Origin of the sequence: Citrobacter sp. A316, from assembly GCF_002042945.1 — a bacterium.
In the GTDB taxonomy this organism is placed as follows: Bacteria; Pseudomonadota; Gammaproteobacteria; order Enterobacterales; family Enterobacteriaceae; genus Citrobacter; species Citrobacter portucalensis.
Genome location: NZ_MVFZ01000003.1, coordinates 359525 through 378498, shown reverse-complemented (window position 1 = coordinate 378498; position 18974 = coordinate 359525). Strand labels below are relative to the sequence as shown.

The following is an 18974-nucleotide window of genomic DNA, read 5'->3' as shown; positions in this document are numbered from 1 at the left end:
ATGTCGCCTGTTCATGCCTGCGCTTGTTGGCTACGTCCGTTGTAATCAGGAAATTTCATGGAAAATCAACCTAAGTTGAATAGCAGTAAAGAAGTCATCGCGTTTCTGGCCGAACGCTTCCCGCAGTGTTTTAGTGCGGAAGGCGAAGCGCGCCCACTGAAAATTGGCATTTTTCAGGATCTGGTAGAGCGTGTTGAGGGCGAAATGAACCTCAGCAAGACTCAGCTCCGTTCTGCCTTACGTCTCTATACTTCAAGCTGGCGCTATCTGTATGGCGTTAAATTGGGCGCAACGCGTGTTGATCTCGACGGCAATCCTTGTGGTGAGCTGGATGAACAACATGTTGAACATGCTCGCAAACAGCTGGAAGAAGCTAAAGCCCGTGTTCAGGCGCAACGCGCAGAGCAACAGGCGAAAAAACGCGAAGCGGCCGCTGCTGCCGGTGAAAAAGAAGACGCACCGCGTCGCGAGCGTAAGCCGCGTCCTGCACCGCGTCGGAAAGAAGGTGCTGAGCGTAAACCTCGCGCTGAAAAACCAGCAGCAAAAGCACCGCGTGCTCCTCGCGAAGAACAGCATACCCCGGTATCTGATATTTCAGTACTGACGGTAGGGCAGTCTCTGAAGGTGAAAGCAGGAAATAATGCGATGGATGCCACCGTATTAGAAATCACCAAAGATGGCGTCCGTGTACAGCTGAATTCGGGTATGTCTTTGATTGTACGCGCAGAACACCTGGTGTTCTGAAACGGAGGCCAGGCCTGGCATGAACACTTTTTTTAGGCTTACTGCGTTAGCTGGTCTGCTTGCATTAGCAGGCCAGGCACTTGCTGTGGAAGACATCACGCGTGCCGATCAAATCCCCGTTTTAAAGGAAGAAACCCAGCATGCGACGGTAAGCGAACGTGTGACGTCGCGTTTTACGCGATCACACTATCGCCAGTTCGATCTGGATCAGGCGTTTTCGGCAAAAATTTTTGACCGCTATTTGAATTTGCTCGACTACAGCCACAACGTGCTGTTGGCGAGCGATATCGAACAGTATGCAAAAAAGAAAACGGTCCTCGGCGATGAACTGCGCACCGGCAAGCTGGATGTCTTTTACGATCTCTATAATCTGGCGCAAAAACGCCGATTTGAACGTTATCAGTACGCATTAAGCGTACTGGCACGTCCAATGGATTTCACCGGTACCGACACCTTTAACCTCGACCGAAGCAAAGCGCCGTGGCCGAAAACCGAAGCAGAGCTTAACGCGCTGTGGGATGGCAAGGTTAAATTTGACGAACTCAGTCTGAAGCTGACCGGTAAAACCGATGCGGAAATTCGTGAAACGCTGACGCGCCGCTACAAATTTGCGATTCGCCGTCTGGCGCAGACCAACAGCGAAGATGTGTTCTCACTGGCGATGACCGCGTTCGCCCGTGAAATCGACCCGCATACTAACTATCTCTCTCCTCGCAATACCGAGCAGTTCAATACTGAAATGAGCTTGTCTCTGGAAGGTATTGGCGCGGTTCTGCAAATGGATGATGACTACACCGTCATTAACTCCATGGTGGCAGGTGGTCCGGCAGCCAAGAGCAAGGCGATCAGCGTTGGCGATCGTATTGTCGGCGTCGGGCAGACGGGCAAGGGCATGGTCGATGTGATTGGCTGGCGTCTGGATGATGTTGTGGCGCTGATCAAAGGACCAAAAGGCAGCAAGGTACGCCTTGAAATTCTGCCAGCCGGTAAAGGTACCAAGACGCGCACCGTGACGCTAACGCGTGAACGTATTCGTCTTGAAGACCGCGCCGTGAAAATGTCCGTGAAAACCGTTGGCAAAGAAAAAGTTGGCGTACTGGATATTCCTGGCTTCTATGTAGGCCTGACTGATGATGTCAAAGTCCAGTTGCAGAAACTGGAAAAACAAAATGTCAGCAGTATTATCATCGATCTGCGTACCAACGGTGGTGGAGCACTGACTGAAGCGGTTTCGCTTTCCGGTCTGTTCATTCCTTCCGGCCCGGTGGTTCAGGTTCGTGACAATAACGGTAAAGTGCGTGAAGACAGCGATACCGACGGCGTTGTGTACTACAAAGGCCCACTGGTGGTATTGGTCGATCGCTTCAGCGCCTCAGCATCAGAGATTTTCGCTGCGGCAATGCAGGATTATGGCCGTGCGCTGATCGTTGGTGAACCAACCTTCGGCAAAGGCACCGTCCAGCAGTATCGCTCCCTGAACCGTATTTACGATCAGATGCTGCGTCCGGAATGGCCAGCGCTGGGTTCTGTTCAGTATACGATCCAGAAATTCTACCGCGTAAACGGTGGCAGCACGCAGCGTAAGGGCGTTACGCCAGATATCATCATGCCGACAGGTAATGAAGAAACTGAAACCGGCGAGAAGTTTGAAGATAACGCGCTGCCGTGGGACAGCATTGATGCTGCGACCTACACCAAGTCAGATAATCTGACGCCGTTTGGACCTGAATTGCTGAAAGAGCACAGTGCACGTATTGCGAACGATCCCGAGTTCCAGTACATCATGAAGGACATTGCGCGTTTCAATGCGATGAAAGATAAGCGCAACATCGCTTCTCTGAATTACGCTCAGCGTGAAAAAGAGAATAACGAAGATGACGCAATGCGTCTGGCGCGCATTAACGATCGATTTAAGCGTGAAGGCAAACCGCCGCTGAAGAAACTGGACGATCTACCGAAGGATTACCAGGAGCCAGATCCATACCTGGATGAAACGGTAAAAATCGCGCTCGATCTGGCGCATCTTGAAAAAGAAAAGCCAGCGGAACAGCCCGCGACCAGTCAATAACCTCAAACAGGCACAAGAAATTGTGCCTGTTTTTTTAACAAGTGCATGAAGACGTCAGTCTGATACGATAAAATGTAAAGTTGTGTCTTTCTGGTGACTTAGCACCTATGGATGCTTGAAAATAGCTATAAGACCCATACGATATGGGTTATCGCATAGTGCGTTTTGTTAAATTGAGGTTAAAAGAAAATTATGATGCGAATCGCGCTCTTCCTGCTGACGAACCTGGCTGTGATGGTCGTTTTCGGGCTGGTATTGAGCCTGACAGGGATCCAGTCAAGCAGCGTTCAAGGCTTGTTGATCATGGCACTGCTGTTTGGTTTTGGTGGTTCCTTCATTTCGTTGCTGATGTCCAAATGGATGGCGTTAAAGTCCGTTGGCGGGGAAGTGATCGAACAGCCTCGCAATGAAAGAGAACGCTGGCTGATGAATACAGTCGCGAATCAGGCCCGCCAGGCCGGGATCGCTATGCCGCAGGTTGCAATCTACCATGCGCCAGATATTAACGCGTTTGCTACCGGCGCCCGCCGGGATGCCTCGCTGGTGGCTGTAAGTACTGGCCTGTTGCAAAACATGAGTCCGGATGAAGCCGAAGCGGTTATCGCGCATGAGATCAGCCACATTGCTAATGGCGATATGGTTACCATGACGTTAATTCAGGGTGTGGTGAACACCTTCGTTATCTTTATCTCGCGTATTCTGGCGCAGATTGCCGCTGGGTTTATGGGCGGCAACCGCGATGAGGGAGAAGGTAGCAACGGTAACCCGTTAATCTACTTTGCGGTAGCGACTGTACTGGAGCTGGTATTTGGTATTCTGGCGAGCATTATTACGATGTGGTTCTCACGCCATCGTGAATTCCATGCGGATGCCGGCTCAGCGAAACTGGTGGGCCGTGAAAAAATGATCGCCGCGCTACAGCGCCTGAAAACCAGCTATGAGCCGCAGGAAGCGACCAGCATGATGGCGTTCTGCATCAACGGTAAATCCAAATCGTTGAGTGAACTGTTTATGACTCACCCGCCGTTGGACAAACGTATTGAAGCGCTGCGCAGCGGTGAATACCTGAAATAATTGGTGGCAGACTAAAAATAAAAAGCGCGTCGACAGACGCGCTTTTTTTATGCCTGAACTCGCGGTTGTGTGATTCGTAAGCCACTCACGATTGCGGCCAGCGAAGCCAGAATACCCGCTGTTATCAGCGAGATATGTGTTCCGCTGTCGCCAAACTGATTTAGCATCAGCGCAACCATTGCGGCCCCGGTGCTCTGGCCTAGCAGGCGCGCCGTCCCGAGCATACCGCTCGCGCCTCCGCTACGATCACGCGGCGCGGAGGTGATGATGGTGTGATTATTCGGTGACTGGAACAAGCCAAAACCCGCACCGCACAGAATCATCGGCCAGATGATATTAAAATCGGAAGGTGATGCGGGTAGCAGCACCAGTGAAAATAGCCCACACGCCATCACTGCCATGCCCAACGCGCCCAGCAGACCCGCATGAACACGTTCAATCAAATATCCCGCCAGTGGGGCCATCACCATAGTTGCCAGCGGCCATGGTGTCAGCAGCAGGCCTGTTTCAACCTCGCTGCGCCCGAGAACCGTTTGCATGAAAAAGGGCAGGGAAACCATTGCCAGCATTTGTGCGCTGAATGAACAGATTGAGGTACAAATAGAGAGTGAAAACAGCGGAATGCGTAGCAGATCAACCGGCAATAACGGTACTGGCAATGCGAGTTGGCGGCGGATAAAGAAAAAACCTACCACGAGAAGCCCCGCAAGTTCAGCACCAATCAATTTTAGCGACTGTCCCTGTGCAAACCCGCTGAGTGCCGTGATTAACAAACCGAATGTTAAGGCGTTCATCACTGCGCTGGGCAGATCAAAGCGCGGTTTATTGCTACGTGAAGAATTGGGCGGCAGAAAACGCATGGCCAGAAGCAGGGCGATGATCCCCAGCGGGACGTTAATCAGAAATAGCCATTTCCACGAGGCTATAGAAAGAATAGCTGCCGCAATAGTCGGACCCGCTGCCGAGGAGACTGCCACAATAAAGGAGTTAATACCCATTCCGCGGCCAAGCTGGCGCTGAGGATAAATGAGTCGGATCAATGCCGTATTAACGCTCATCAGCGCCGCGCCGCCAAACCCCTGAGCCACGCGTGCTAACGTCAGCATATGCAGCGAGTCTGACAAGGCACAAAACAGCGACGCCAACAGAAACACAACCAGACCACACTTATAAATGCGTCGGTAGCCAAACATATCACCTAAAAAAGAGAGCGATAACAGCGAAACAACGATCGCAATTTGGTAGGCGTTCACAATCCAGATTGAGCTGGCGGGTGAGGCCTGAAGATCGGTGGCGATAGTGGGGAGGGCAACGTTCGCTATTGCGCCGTCGAGTACTGCCATAGAGATGCCAATAACAATGGTTAAAATTGCGCCATATCGCTGGGGCAATGGCAGACCATCGGTCTGAGTTTTTTCCATAGGAAGTCAATATTGTCGGAAATTATGATGAGAATAATAATTTTAGCATTGATATTCAGGCGTTAGGTCGCAGATTTGTAACTAAGTAAGCAAAGAGCGATTGCGAGGGCTGATACGTGAAATTATAATAAAAACCGGTTCTGATTTTTATAAAACACTCGAAAGGGGTGATAAATGGCAATCGCAGATCTGGATAAACAACCCGATTCTGTATCTTCCGTGCTAAAGGTTTTTGGCATTCTGCAGGCGCTGGGTGAAGAGCGCGAAATTGGTATTACCGAGTTGTCGCAACGCGTCATGATGTCAAAAAGCACCGTTTATCGCTTTTTGCAGACCATGAAAACGCTGGGTTATGTGGCACAAGAAGGGGAGTCTGAGAAATACTCACTGACCCTGAAATTATTCGAGCTGGGTGCTCGCGCGTTACAAAACGTCGATCTTATCCGTAGCGCTGATATTCAGATGCGCGAACTTTCTCGCCTGACCAAAGAGACAGTACACCTTGGCGCACTGGATGAAGACAGCATCGTCTACATCCATAAAATCGACTCCATGTACAATTTGCGCATGTATTCTCGCGTAGGTCGCCGTAATCCGCTGTACAGCACGGCTATCGGTAAAGTTCTGCTGGCATGGCGTGACCGCGATGAAGTGAAGCAGATTCTGGACGGTATTGAGTACAAACGCAGCACCGACCGTACTATTACCAATACTGATGAGCTGCTGGTACTGCTGGATAAAGTACGCGAGCAGGGCTACGGTGAAGATAACGAAGAACAGGAAGAAGGTCTGCGCTGCATCGGTGTACCGGTGTTTGACCGTTTCGGCGTGGTGATTGCGGGTCTGAGTATTTCATTCCCAACTCTGCGTTTCTCAGAAGAGCGTTTACACGAGTATGTGGCGATGCTGCATACGGCGGCGCGCAAGATTTCAGAACAAATGGGCTATAACGACTATCCGTTCTAATCTGACGTAATAGCGTCAACGTAAAAACCCCAGGTATTATTGTATCTGGGGTTTTTTATGAACAGTCATAAAGTTAGTTGTGCAAATAACGTAGCGAATGAATTGTTGCTACATTAACCGTTATCAATAATGACCGTACTTTTTCTTAACAAAGGACAATCCGACAGGCCAATGATACCGCTGTTTGTGTGGACGTATTGTGCGGTGCTGGTTCCGCGGGCGGTCAGATATTGGCATTGCAAGCCCAGACCCGCTGCATTCTCCTTACTTCCAATCAAAATTCCGTAGCCGCTCAGTAATAAACCGATCCAAACCAGAGCTAACAACACAATAGCGCGGATTATCAGACGCATTACAACCTCTTATCTTTTCTCGTTATTCTTAGATTAGCCTGTACACGGGATGAAACAAGTCAATCATTCCTAAAAAGATTGAATGCCGATACAGTTAACGCTGGGTTTAGGTAACGCATGATAATTTATAGACATAAGATGTAGATTCGAAGAGTGGAGCTGGAGTGAAAAAAATTCGCTGGGTAGTGCTGATTGTTGTCGTGCTGGTATGCATACTGATGTGGGCGCAAGTGTTCAACATCATGTGCGATCAGGATGTACAATTTTTCAGCGGTATTTGTGCCATTAATAAATTTATTCCCTGGTAAGCGCATTTTTGCCACAGTTGATTACCTTCTTGTGCGGCAGTGGTAAACTACGCTGTCTACATTGAGGTGGTGAAATGAACGAAGTTTTGAATTCTGGCGCGTTGGGTTTGGCGTCTTTGGCAGTATCGGTGGTGATTCTGGTTGTCGGGCTTGTACTGTGGTTTTTCGTCAATCGGGCAAGTTCGCGTACTAATGAGCAGATTGAGCTGCTTGAAGCATTGTTAGACCAGCAAAAAAGACAGAACGCGTTGCTCCGTCGCCTTTGCGAAGCTAACGAACCTGAAAAAGCGGCAGAGCCTGCTGCGGTCACAGCGAAGGATGAAGATGATGACATCATCCGCCTGGTAGCTGAGCGGTAAAAACGGTATGACAGGGTGAGGATCTATTGCTTTTGTTCTCAGATGTTTCATCCTGTCGCCAGCGTGCCAGATTATTTTCTTCTGCACATGTTGTGTAATTAGCAATCTGATACGCGCGTAAACTCAGTATCTTCAGATGCTCCAACCAATTAATATCTTATCCCCGGTCTGATATAAATATAATTTCCCATACGATAAAAATATGATTATGTCATTTTTGTGATAACGATCGTTTTATTAACAGCGAAACGTTTCTCTAACTTTTTTTGTGCATTGTCATCATTCTTTCATTATTTTGGTGCAAAAGCAGAAGGCGGATCTCATTTTTACGCTTGTGACATTTTATGCATTACTAAGCATAAAAAATGATATCCGGCACACCTGGTAACAGCTAATCTGGAACAACCGAAGCTATTGAGCTATGGTAGAAATGTCCCGGCTATGGTGCAAGCCTGGCGGGGGATAGGGCGAGCGGCGGGAATATAACACTACGCGGTGTGGCGCATAACTGTGCAGTTGCTGTTTGATGAGTGACGGGATTTGTGCGACCGATCGAGACACGTTTAAAAATGGCTTGCCATTATTAACGTTGTATGTGATAACACGTTTTGGGTTAAACGAGGTACAGTTCTGTTTATGTGTGGCATTTTCAGTAAAGAAGTCCTGAGTAAACACGTTGACGTTGAATACCGCTTCTCTGCCGAACCTTATATTAGTGCCTCAAGCAGTAATGTCTCAGTTTTATCTATGTTATGCCTGCGGGCGAAGAAAATACTCTAAGGAATTTTGCAAATGGCAAAGATTAAAGGTCAAGTTAAGTGGTTCAACGAGTCTAAAGGTTTTGGTTTCATTACTCCGGCTGATGGCAGCAAAGACGTGTTCGTACACTTCTCCGCTATCCAGGGTAACGGCTTCAAAACTCTGGCTGAAGGCCAGAACGTTGAGTTCGAAATTCAGGACGGCCAGAAAGGTCCGGCTGCTGTTAACGTAACAGCTATCTGATCGACACCACTGATTTGAAGCGCATATGCGCAACCATCTCAGATATAAAGCCTCGCCTATGCGGGGCTTTTTAATTCAGAATACGTCTAAATATTTCTAAATGCCCTTCCATTAGCGCTTTGTTGCAAAGGCGTGATGTTCGTAGCATAGTTTTCCCCGCTTTCTTACGACATTTCCCGTTAAATCAGACACCTGAAAAACTATCTTGCTGGAGACCAGGTGAAAAAGAAAAACGACGGCGACGCGCGCAATTTTACTCCCGTACGTTTTGCCCTACTTTGTGTGGCAATATTATTGAGTCTGGGATTGCTGCTGGGTCGGGTTGCGTGGCTGCAAATTGTCACGCCGACGAGTCTGGTGAAACAGGAAGACATGCGTTCGTTACGTGAGGTAACTATTGCCTCACCGCGCGGGATGATTACCGACAGAGAAGGGCGACCGCTGGCGGTAAGTGTTCCGGTTAACGCCGTATGGGCCGATCCTAAGACCATCATCAGCAAGGGAGGCGTGGGTTATAACGAACGCTGGCAGGCGCTGGCAAGGACTCTGCATCTGTCACTGAGTACGCTGGCGGAACGCGTTAACAGTAATCCTGGCGGACGTTTTATTTATCTGGCACGACAAATTTCCCCTCAGCAGGCTGAGTGGGTCGATGATCTTAATCTCCCGGGCATCAACCTGCGCGAGGAATCCCGCCGGTTCTATCCCGCAGGCCACGTAGCGGCAAATCTCATTGGTTTTACCAACATTGATGGACAAGGCATTGAAGGACTGGAAAAGAGCTTTAATAACCAGTTGATGGGTAAACCTGGCTCCCGTCTGGTACGTAAAGACAAATTTGGACATGTCATCGAGAATATCACCGAAGTTACGCCTGTTCCTGCGCACGAATTACAGCTCAGCATCGATGAACGTCTGCAGACGGTCACCGAAGATGCGTTGGACAATGCCGTTACGTGGAATAAAGCAGAATCAGGAGCCGCAGTGCTGGTCAACATTGCTACCGGTGAAATACTGTCCATGGCGAGCTTCCCTGACTTCAACCCCAATAATCGTGACGGCGCGGTACTGGATGATTTTCGTAACCGTGCAATTAGCGATACGTTTGAACCCGGTTCAACCGTTAAACCGCTGGTGATCATGACTGCACTCCAGCAGGGGATAGTACAACCCGACAGCGTGATTGATACCCATCCTTTTTATCTTGATGGACATCGTATTCGTGACGTCGGATTTTATCCGGAACTGTCGTTGACCGGAATTTTGCAGAAATCGAGCGATACCGGTGTGTCGCACCTTTCACTGGCTATGCCTGTTCAAAAATTGCTGGATACCTACAAGAGCTTTGGTTTTGGCGATCCAACCGGACTGGGATTAACCGGTGAAAGTAGCGGTTTAATGCCTCAACGCCGCTACTGGAGTGATTTGGATCGCGCGACCTTTGCATTTGGTTATGGATTAATGGTGACGCCGCTGCAGTTGGCGCACGTATACGCAACCATTGGTAGTTTTGGTATCTATCGGCCCCTTTCGATTACCCGTATTGACCCGCCGGTAATCGGTACCAGAGTGATGCCGGAAGCGCTGGTTCACCAGGTTGAACATATGATGGAAAGCGTCGCGCTACCCGGTGGTGGGGGAACTAAAGCCGCGGTCAGAGATTATCGCGTGGCGGTTAAGACCGGAACGGCAAAGAAAATTGGTGATGACGGTAAGTATGTCGATAAATACGTGGCTTATACGGCAGGCGTTGCGCCAGCGAGCGACCCGAAATTTGCGCTGGTGGTCGTCATCAATAATCCGCAAAACGGTGCTTATTATGGTGGGGCGGTCTCTGCGCCTGTCTTCAGCCAGATAATGGGTGATGTCCTGCGTCTGGAGAACGTTAAACCGGATGGCATGCCTGCCGACTCCGATCATCTGCTGGTGATGCACGGCAGCAACGTATCCTCGCCGTCGCTGTAAGTTATTTTCCCTGGGCGCAATTCGCGTTACACTTGCGCCCTTAAGTCACCTGCCGGAGTTGTCATGTCGTTTTCCTGTCCTCTTTGCCACCAGCCTCTTACTCAAGCGAATAACAGTTTTGTCTGCCCCGGGCGGCACCAGTTTGACGTGGCGAAAGAAGGGTATGTCAACTTACTGCCGGTTCAGCATAAGCGGTCGCGCGATCCGGGTGATAGCGCTGAAATGATGCAGGCGCGACGGGCATTTCTTGATGCTGGGCACTATCAACCGTTGCGTGATGCGATTGTGAATGTGCTGAAAGAGAAGTCGAATTCAGAAGATGCGGCGATCCTGGATATTGGCTGTGGGGAAGGGTATTACACCCATGCATTTGCCGACGCGCTGGCGGGCTGTACAACCTTTGGTCTTGACGTCTCCAAAGTGGCAATTAAAGCCGCAGCCAGACGCTATCCGCAGGTGACCTTTTGCGTTGCCTCCAGCCATCGCCTGCCATTCGCAGACGAGTCAATGGATGCCATCATCAGGATCTATGCGCCCTGTAAAGCGCAAGAGCTGGCTCGCGTGGTTAAACCGGGTGGATGGGTTATCACCGCCACGCCGGGACCGCGTCATTTAATGGAACTGAAAGGGCTGATTTATGATGAGGTGCGTTTGCATGCGCCCCATACTGAGCAACTGGACGGTTTTGTTCTGCAACAGAGTATTGCGCTGGGGTATCAGATGCAGCTTCAGGGCAGCGAGGCCGTTGCGTTACTGCAAATGACGCCGTTCGCCTGGCGGGCAAAGCCGGAGGTGTGGGAAACGTTAGCGGGGAAAACGACGTTTGACTGCCAGACCGACTTTAGTATTCATGTCTGGCAGCGTCTGAATTAGCCGTGGAAGTGTGCCCAGAGGATCTGGGCACCGATACCAATCAGCACCACCCCACCCAAAATTTCAGCTCGTTTGCCCAGCATTGGGCCAATGAAACGACCGATCATCATGCCGAGCGTGGACATAATCAATGTGGCGCAGCCGATAGCCAGCGCGGTGGCAATAATGTTGACCTGCAGGAAAGCCAGGCCCACCCCGACGGCCATTGCGTCGAGACTGGTGGCAATGGCGGTGGTGACCAGCAGCCAGAAACCGTGACGGCGCTGCGGCTCTTCCTCTTCATCACCGTTGTCGCGAAAACCTTCGATTATCATTCGCCCGCCTAAAAAGATCAGCAGAATGAAGGCGATCCAATGATTCCACTCCAGCACGAATTTGCTGGCCAGCATCCCCATGCCCCAGCCAATCAGCGGCGTAAGCGTTTCAACTGCGCCGAATATCAGACCGGTGCGCAATGCTTCAGAAAACTTGGGTTTATGCAGGGTGGCACCTTTGCCAATTGATGCAGCGAAAGCATCCATTGACATGCCGAAAGCGAGAAGAACGGTAGCGGTGAGATTCATAACAGCGTCCTGACCGGGGTATCCATAAAACACATCACTGCCCCCAGTAACCATGCATACAAGCCGGAATCACTGTAAATACAGCGCCATTCAAATATGCATTGCAGTTGATGTGCCTATGGTCTCGCCTGACTGAATCTGTAAATTCAGTCCGTACGCGCCACGTTTTTCAACGAGTATGTTGACACGTACATTTCCGGAGTCTGGAAATCGGCTACTCCCCAACGACGGGCGCAACCTTAACATATTTTGAGAATATAAAACAAGAAACGCAGAAATAATATTTGACTTCTAATTGAAAACGATTTTCATTTAGATTTATTTATAAATAAAACGTTAAAATAAATAACATTGTGGACAGTGAAATATAGCCTTGGCTATGTTTGTTTTTATGCGGATATATAAAAACATAGTTCAGGCTATATTTGTAACTTATTGATTTGAAATTAAAAGTTTATATATTCTCTCAAGATCGTCTATATTTCGTACGCGAATCAACAATCTTCGATGTTCTAATTGCATCACCAATACACCGTCTTCAGATAAATTCATCTCTTTAATGCGGTTATATTCAATCCAGACGTTGGCGAAGAAAAAGCCTTTCTGCTTGAAGATGATTTTTGGCGTACGGATCCAGAACAGATACAACCCCATCAATACCAGTGCACATAATAACCATGTGGTAAATTGTGCGCCGTGGCTGGTGATGTTGTTGTAGATAAGAATAGCCACCAGGCCAAGGAAGATAACGCTGTCGACTCTGCTGCGGGGAAGCAGGGCGACAGTAAGCAGAGTAGGGCCATTACGGCGGGGCATGATGAACTGATCGTAAATGGCATACGCCAGCAGCGAAAAGATAAATAGAACCAGCACCAGGTCCGTGATAGTCATGAATCCTCAACCCTCTAAATAGAAAAACCGGGGGCAAGCCCCCGGTGATGTACAACAGTCTTACAGGCCGAGCAGACCGACAGCGTAGCCCGCGATACCGATGACGAAGAAGCCAACGATGATCCACAGCGGGTTCACTTTCTTACGCAGCAGCCACATGCAGGCGAATGTCAGCAGCAGAGGAACCAGACCCGGCATCAGCTGGTCAAGGATAGTCTGCACGGTGGTCACACGCGTCTGACCATCCTGACCGGTGATAGTAGAAACCACCAGTGGGATGTTTACGTGCGTCCACTTGTTAACCAATGCCCCCATGACAAACAGGCCGAGGATTGACGCCCCCTCAGTCAGTTTCTGCAGGAAGCCGCCGCCCATATCTTTAACGATATCGACACCTTTACGGTAACCGTATGCCACACCGTAATAACGGGTTGCCAGACGAACCAGGTTAAACAGGATGAAGAACAGCAGTGGTCCCAGCAGGCTGCCGCTCATGGCGATACCTGCGCCGAGTGCGGCGAATACCGGACGAACGGTACCCCAGAAGATCGGGTCGCCGACGCCTGCCAGCGGACCCATCAGACCAACTTTGATACCGTTAATGGCACCATCGTCAATCTCTGCGCCGTTTGCACGTTGTTCTTCCATCGCCAGCGTAACGCCCAGTACTGGAGCTGCTACGTACGGATGGGTGTTAAAGAATTCCAGGTGACGCTTAATCGCTTGCTTACGTGCGTCGTTGTTTTCCGGGTACAAGCGGCGGATGGCCGGTACCATGGAGAAACAGAAACCCAGCGCCTGCATACGTTCGAAGTTCCATGAACCCTGAAACAGGTTAGAACGAATGAACACGCCACGAATGTCACTCGGAGTGAGTTTTTTCTCGGTGGTAGTTTTAGTCATATCAACCATTTCGCTCACCTGCTAGTCCAGTTCGTTATCGAGATCGTTATTGCCAGCCGCCGCAGCAGGTGCACCGGCTACGCGGTTATATTTCGGGCTCAGCTGAATGTAGAGGATGGCCATGACTGCGCCAATCACACCCAGAGCAACCAGGTTGAAGTTAGTAAATGCCGCGGTGACGAAGCCGAGGTAGAAGAATGGCATCAGATAGCCTGCGCGCATCATGTTGATGACCATCGCATAACCAACCACTACGATCATACCACCTGCGATGTTCAGACCGCCGGTCACGACTTCCGGAATGGCGTTAAGCATGCTCTGAACTTCACTGGTACCAACAGAGATCGCTACGATTACCGCCGGGATAGCGATACGCATAGCCTGCAGGAACAGAGAGGATACGTGCAGCCAGGAGAGCGCCGTCAGGTTACCGTTTTCGGCCGCCTTATCCGCTGCGTGCTGGAATGCTACGGTGATAGTACGAACGATAATGGTCAGTACCTGGCCTGCTGCTGCCAGTGGGATAGCCAGCGCGATACCGGCACCAATGCTTTGGTGACCCGCGATAACCAGAACGGTAGAGATAATTGAGGCCAATGCGGCATCTGGTGCAACCGCAGCACCGATGTTCATCCAGCCCAGGGCGATCATTTCCAGGGTACCACCGATGATAATACCGGTTTTCATATCCCCGAGAACGGCGCCAATCAGCGTACAGGCCACCAACGGACGGTGGAACTGAAATTCATCGAGTACCGACTCCATACCCGCGATACATGCGACGATGAACACCAGCACAATCTGAAGAGTGGTAATCTCCATTGTACTTCTCCTATTGCTATACAGACTTAAGTGTGAAAACTAAGTAAATGCCAGGGAATTATTTCACCTTGGCAATCAAATCCATCATTTTCAGTTTCTGATCGGTAGAAACCTTACGGGCCTCGAGCTCAATACCGCGTTCGTTGAGCTTCTTGAAGGCTTCGATGTCTTTATCATCGACAGAAATTGCGTTGTTTACCTGCGTTTTACCCTGACGGAAAGCCATACCGCCAATGTTTACGGAGGTAATTTTCACACCACCTTCAACGATACGTTCTACGTCGGTTGGGTTGGTGAACAACAGCATCACACGCTCACCTGCATATTTAGGGTTGTTGTAGACGCGGATCATTTTCGCGACATCAACCACATGCGCCGTCACACCCGGAGGTGCTACCTGAGTCAGCAGCGTTTTACGCACGGTATCGGCGGCAACTTCATCACTGACGACGATAATGCGTGTTACGTTGGTTTCTTTGGTCCAGCGAGTTGCCACCTGACCATGGATTAAGCGGTCATCAATACGCGCCAGGCCGATCTGCATATAATCGTTCGGACCCATCGGTTTCGCGGGGGCTGCTGCCTTAGGTGCTGCGACGGGGGCAGGAGCGGCTTTTTCCACCGGTTTCGCTTTCAGCGCTTTCACGCCTTCGCTACCGGTTTCAACGGCCAGTGCCACTAATTCATCGAAGCTCGGGTTGTCATCACGCGCCATGAAGGTTTCAACCAGCATGGGAATGTTCACACCGGCGATAACTTCGTAATGCTCTTTATCGACGACAATGCGGCTCGCAGCGTTAAACGGGCTGCCTCCCCATGTGTCAACGAGAAACAGCACGCCTTTACTGGTATCTAGTTTTGCTAACTGAGCGTTGTACTTTTCGATCAGCGTTTCGGCATTTTCGCCTGGAACGAAATCGATCCAGCCGACGTTTTCCTGCTCGCCTAACAACATTTCTGCCGTTTTAAGTAACTGCTCTGCAGCCCAACCATGTGTGCCTATTACAATAGCAATGGTCACTTGCTACCTCCTTTATTATCGTTAACACATCAACGTGAAGATGTATTTGAATCGTCGTCCGCAATCGAATCGATTCAGATAAGGGTTACAAAGAAAAACCTATGATTTTCGTGAATTATTTTAGATATCGAAAAAAATATTTTATGTGATGAAGATCCGTAATTTAACTTCCGATATAAAGAAATTTCGAAGGGTAAAATATCTCCGAAACAACTTATTGCAAAGGAAGGTAAATCTTTGCTAAAAACCAGTTGTCTCTGGTATGTTTAGCATCTGTTTAATTACTCAGGAGTATAGGGCAGTAGCCCACCATATGGATCGTCACCGACGTCATTTCACCTTCAGGCCGTATCAAGCCTGTCAGATTGGCACTTTTTGCCACAAATTTTCTCTGCATATCGCTTTAACGCCTGAGATCCTCAGCGCGCAGTTTGGTCATTCCCTAAGCAGGAGCTTGTCATGGAATTATTAATGGACCCGCAGATTTGGGTGGGTTTGCTCACGCTTGTCGTTCTCGAAATTGTTCTGGGTATTGATAACCTGGTCTTCATTGCGATCCTGGCTGATAAGCTGCCGCCGAAACAGCGAGATAAAGCGCGTTTAATCGGTTTGTCACTGGCACTGATTATGCGTCTGGGCTTGTTGTCTGTGATTTCGTGGATGGTGACGCTGACAAAGCCGCTGTTCACAGTAATGGACTATGCGTTCTCGGGGCGCGATCTGATTATGCTGCTGGGGGGTATCTTCCTCTTGTTCAAGGCTACGACAGAGCTGCATGAGCGGCTGGAAAACCGTGAACATGATACCGGGCAGACGAAAGGGTATGCGAGCTTTTGGGTTGTCGTAACGCAGATTGTCATCCTCGATGCGGTGTTCTCGCTGGATGCCGTGATTACGGCGGTCGGTATGGTCAACCATCTGCCAGTGATGATGGCGGCAGTAGTGATTGCCATGGCCGTGATGCTGTTGGCTTCTAAGCCGCTGACACGTTTTGTGAACCAACACCCGACGGTGGTGGTGCTGTGTCTGAGCTTCCTGTTGATGATTGGTCTGAGCCTGGTTGCCGAAGGGTTTGGCTTCCATATTCCGAAAGGCTATCTGTATGCGGCGATTGGTTTCTCGATCATCATCGAGCTGTTTAACCAGATTGCCCGTCGTAACTTTATTCGTCACCAGTCAACGCTGCCATTGCGTGCGCGTACTGCCGATGCAATCCTGCGTCTGATGGGCGGTAAACGTCAGGCCAGCACGCAGATGGAATCTGACAATCCGGTGCCGGTTCCCGTCCCGGAAGGCGCATTTGTAGAAGAAGAACGCTATATGATTAACGGCGTCCTCTCTCTGGCGTCGCGTTCATTACGCGGCATTATGACGCCTCGTGGCGAAATCAGCTGGGTTGATGCCGACCTGAGCGTGGCGGAAATTCGTGAGCAGTTGCTTTCGTCACCTCATAGCCTGTTCCCGGTATGCCGTGGCGAGCTGGACGAAATCATCGGTATTGTGCGTGCTAAAGAGCTGCTGGTGGCGCTGGAAGACGGTGTGGATGTGGCGGCGATTGCCTCTGCCTCTCCGGCTATTGTTGTTCCGGAAACGCTGGACCCGATCAATCTGTTAGGCGTTCTGCGTCGTGCCCGCGGTAGCTTCGTTATCGTCACTAACGAGTTTGGCGTAGTACAGGGTCTGGTCACGCCGCTGGACGTATTAGAAGCCATCGCCGGTGAATTCCCGGATGCCGATGAAACGCCTGAAATTATAGCTGATGCAGGCGGTTGGTTGGTTAAAGGCGGTACCGATCTGCATGCGTTGCAACAGGCGCTGGACGTGGATACGTTAGTGAATGAAGACGAAGACATCGCCACGGTGGCAGGTTTAGTCATTGCGGCTAACGGCCATATTCCACGCGTGGGTGATGTTATCGAGGTTGCACCGCTGAGCATTACGATTGTCGAAGCGAATGACTATCGTGTGGATTTAGTTCGTATTGTTAAAGAACAACCCGCTCACGACGAACACGAGTAACCGGGTTTAGCGAAACGGCATGACGGGCATACTGTGTCGCCCGTTATGTCGGGTGGGCGGCGGCGTGCTGCCCGCCAGCCATTTTGGAAAATCGCGCAGCGGCATTGGTTTGGCATACAGAAAACCTTGCAATAAATGTACGCCGTGTCGGCGCAAATGCTGAGCCTGCGCCTGTGTTTCAACGCCTTCCGCCACCAGCTCTATATTCAATTTTTTCCCCAAAGCGATAATGATGTCTGTGACGGTTGAGTTCACGGCGTCTGTTCCTATTGCTGAAGTAAATGATTTATCGATCTTCAACACATCCGGGCGGAGTTTTTCCAGCCAGGAGAGCGAGCTATTGCCGGTACCGAAATCATCAATCGCCAGTTTTACGCCAAGCCGATTTAATTCGCGTACGACCCGATAATCCACATCCAGTAACGCATCGCGTTCGGTCAATTCGATAACCAACTGCTGGATTGGGTGCTGGCTGAACCAGTACTGATTAAGATCTTTTAGTAGCGTGCCGTTACGAAAATGGCTGGCGGCGACATTAATCCCAATATGAAACTGGCTGCTCATCGGGAAAACGTGTCGTTGCTGAATGGTTTCTGCGATGACATGACGGGTAAGCGGCACAATCAGGTTGTGCTCCTCAGCGATGGGAATAAACACTTCCGGAGAGATCCAACCCTGGCGTGGGTTATTCCAGCGTAAAAGGATTTCCACGCCCATGCATTGCTGGGTTTGCGCATTAAGCAGCGGCTGGCAAAACAGCTCGAATTCCCGAGCCGCAAGGGCCAGATTAATCTCCCATGAGAAGCTCATTCTGCTGGCGGTCGCCAGCCATGCCAGGTAACCCACTAGTAAACTCAGGATCACTGCCAGCGGCAGCTGTGTTGGCAGGTGTTTTACCGCCAACTCACTGGGACCTGGGCCGGTGACGCTAATGGTAAACGGGAAATGTTGAGATGAAAACTGGTAGCGTTTTTCATCATTTAGCTTAGGCAGAGTATCGACAACACCTTGATCATACAGTAGATGCCGATTACCAACGGTTAAGCTGGCATCGGTGATCTGCGGTGGCTGGGGTTCAAGCAACATAGACGACAATAAATCAATATTGACGATTTCCAGCACGCCATCTTCACCATCGGCAGAGGACGGGTACCACTGCGTCAGAATCGGGCTGCCTTTTATCAGCGAATGGTCGGTAGACAGCAGCAGCAGTGGCTCCCGGCTGGGTAATTCAGGCTCTAGTTGACGAATAGGCACATTGCGGTAACCAAAAATGCTGGAGCAATAAAGGATCCCACTTTGTATCAGGCTGATAGAACGCACCGTTTGCAACCTGGCGGCATGTTTGCTTAATGGTAAACGTGCCACTGAGCAGGGGAGGCCAATTAACGGCAGCAATACATCACGTCCGGTCTGCAAGGGTAAAAGCACATCATCCAGTTCTTCTACAGCATGGTTGGCAAAGGTGACGATATTTCGGTGATTTAAATTACGCTCCGAAATAAATCGGACAGTTAATGTGAGGATGAGCGTCAGTAGTGCACATACTGTGCAGACGATTAAGCGATTCCGGCGATAATTTTTGATGATCCGTTGTGCTGTTTGCATGCGGGCCGCCCGAT

Annotated in this window: 19 protein-coding genes; 11 read left to right on the top strand and 8 right to left on the bottom strand. The window is 50.1% G+C overall.

Going from position 1 to position 18974, the window contains the following annotated elements; translation table 11 throughout:
* The first annotated feature begins 57 nt into the window (after positions 1 to 57).
* From proQ to htpX, 3 genes are all read left to right on the top strand, one after another.
* Positions 58 to 744: an RNA chaperone ProQ gene (gene proQ, locus BZK41_RS05915; RefSeq protein ID WP_003833781.1), complete on the top strand. Its 687-nt coding sequence runs from the start codon at positions 58 to 60 to the stop codon at positions 742 to 744.
* A 19-nt stretch (positions 745 to 763) separates the two neighbouring features.
* Complete coding sequence (prc, locus tag BZK41_RS05910; RefSeq protein ID WP_079937508.1) at positions 764 to 2812, top strand: carboxy terminal-processing peptidase; 2049 nt, start codon at positions 764 to 766, stop codon at positions 2810 to 2812.
* 192 nt (positions 2813 to 3004) lie between these two features.
* Positions 3005 to 3886, top strand: coding sequence for a protease HtpX (gene htpX, locus BZK41_RS05905; RefSeq protein WP_003034964.1), 882 nt, complete (start codon positions 3005 to 3007; stop codon positions 3884 to 3886).
* Positions 3887 to 3933: 47 nt separating this feature from the next.
* Here htpX and BZK41_RS05900 read toward each other — a convergent pair whose 3' ends face one another.
* Entirely contained in the window at positions 3934 to 5307 is a 1374-nt protein-coding gene (locus BZK41_RS05900) for an MFS transporter (RefSeq protein WP_079937507.1), read from the bottom strand.
* 174 nt (positions 5308 to 5481) lie between these two features.
* Here BZK41_RS05900 and kdgR point away from each other — a divergent pair, with 174 nt between their 5' ends.
* Positions 5482 to 6273: a DNA-binding transcriptional regulator KdgR gene (kdgR, locus tag BZK41_RS05895; RefSeq protein ID WP_003833778.1), complete on the top strand. Its 792-nt coding sequence runs from the start codon at positions 5482 to 5484 to the stop codon at positions 6271 to 6273.
* A gap of 113 nt (positions 6274 to 6386) precedes the next feature.
* Here the strand turns inward: kdgR and BZK41_RS05890 are convergent, their stop codons facing one another.
* Positions 6387 to 6626, bottom strand: a complete 240-nt coding sequence (locus tag BZK41_RS05890) for a YobH family protein (protein ID WP_003034975.1) — start codon at positions 6624 to 6626, stop codon at positions 6387 to 6389.
* A 164-nt stretch (positions 6627 to 6790) separates the two neighbouring features.
* Here BZK41_RS05890 and mgrB point away from each other — a divergent pair, with 164 nt between their 5' ends.
* From mgrB to rlmA, 6 genes are all read left to right on the top strand, one after another.
* Positions 6791 to 6934, top strand: a complete 144-nt coding sequence (mgrB, locus tag BZK41_RS05885; protein ID WP_003034977.1) for a PhoP/PhoQ regulator MgrB — start codon at positions 6791 to 6793, stop codon at positions 6932 to 6934.
* A gap of 74 nt (positions 6935 to 7008) precedes the next feature.
* Positions 7009 to 7293, top strand: coding sequence for a YebO family protein (locus BZK41_RS05880; RefSeq protein ID WP_048216188.1), 285 nt, complete (start codon positions 7009 to 7011; stop codon positions 7291 to 7293).
* A gap of 636 nt (positions 7294 to 7929) precedes the next feature.
* Entirely contained in the window at positions 7930 to 8073 is a 144-nt protein-coding gene (locus BZK41_RS05870) for a DUF2627 domain-containing protein (protein ID WP_003034983.1), read from the top strand.
* Positions 8074 to 8085: 12 nt separating this feature from the next.
* Positions 8086 to 8295: a transcription antiterminator/RNA stability regulator CspE gene (cspE, locus tag BZK41_RS05865; RefSeq protein WP_001062678.1), complete on the top strand. Its 210-nt coding sequence runs from the start codon at positions 8086 to 8088 to the stop codon at positions 8293 to 8295.
* 219 nt (positions 8296 to 8514) lie between these two features.
* Positions 8515 to 10260, top strand: coding sequence for a peptidoglycan glycosyltransferase FtsI (ftsI, locus tag BZK41_RS05860; protein WP_003833773.1), 1746 nt, complete (start codon positions 8515 to 8517; stop codon positions 10258 to 10260).
* A 63-nt stretch (positions 10261 to 10323) separates the two neighbouring features.
* Positions 10324 to 11133 carry a 23S rRNA (guanine(745)-N(1))-methyltransferase gene (gene rlmA / locus BZK41_RS05855; RefSeq protein WP_054528455.1) on the top strand — a complete coding sequence of 270 codons (810 nt, stop codon included), beginning with the start codon at positions 10324 to 10326 and terminating at the stop codon, positions 11131 to 11133.
* On the opposite strand, the gene mntP is transcribed toward rlmA, so the two are convergent.
* The 5 genes from mntP to manX form a co-directional block, all read right to left on the bottom strand.
* Entirely contained in the window at positions 11130 to 11696 is a 567-nt protein-coding gene (gene mntP / locus BZK41_RS05850; RefSeq protein ID WP_003021013.1) for a manganese efflux pump MntP, read from the bottom strand. The two genes, rlmA and mntP, sit on opposite strands and share 4 nt — an antisense overlap.
* A 432-nt stretch (positions 11697 to 12128) precedes the next feature.
* Positions 12129 to 12587: a DUF986 family protein gene (locus tag BZK41_RS05840; RefSeq protein ID WP_003021010.1), complete on the bottom strand. Its 459-nt coding sequence runs from the start codon at positions 12585 to 12587 to the stop codon at positions 12129 to 12131.
* 60 nt (positions 12588 to 12647) lie between these two features.
* The gene (locus BZK41_RS05835; protein WP_003833769.1) at positions 12648 to 13499 is read right to left on the bottom strand and encodes a PTS mannose transporter subunit IID; all 852 of its coding nucleotides are present in this window, start codon (positions 13497 to 13499) and stop codon (positions 12648 to 12650) included.
* A gap of 12 nt (positions 13500 to 13511) precedes the next feature.
* Positions 13512 to 14312 carry a PTS mannose/fructose/sorbose transporter subunit IIC gene (locus BZK41_RS05830; protein WP_003021004.1) on the bottom strand — a complete coding sequence of 267 codons (801 nt, stop codon included), beginning with the start codon at positions 14310 to 14312 and terminating at the stop codon, positions 13512 to 13514.
* Positions 14313 to 14370: 58 nt separating this feature from the next.
* Positions 14371 to 15333 carry a PTS mannose transporter subunit IIAB gene (gene manX, locus BZK41_RS05825; RefSeq protein WP_003841624.1) on the bottom strand — a complete coding sequence of 321 codons (963 nt, stop codon included), beginning with the start codon at positions 15331 to 15333 and terminating at the stop codon, positions 14371 to 14373.
* Between the two features lie 459 nt (positions 15334 to 15792).
* Here manX and yoaE point away from each other — a divergent pair, with 459 nt between their 5' ends.
* The gene (yoaE, locus tag BZK41_RS05815; protein ID WP_079937505.1) at positions 15793 to 17352 is read left to right on the top strand and encodes a CNNM family cation transport protein YoaE; all 1560 of its coding nucleotides are present in this window, start codon (positions 15793 to 15795) and stop codon (positions 17350 to 17352) included.
* Positions 17353 to 17358: 6 nt separating this feature from the next.
* Here yoaE and BZK41_RS05810 read toward each other — a convergent pair whose 3' ends face one another.
* Positions 17359 to 18960, bottom strand: coding sequence for an EAL domain-containing protein (locus tag BZK41_RS05810; protein WP_079937504.1), 1602 nt, complete (start codon positions 18958 to 18960; stop codon positions 17359 to 17361).
* Positions 18961 to 18974: the final 14 nt, after the last annotated feature.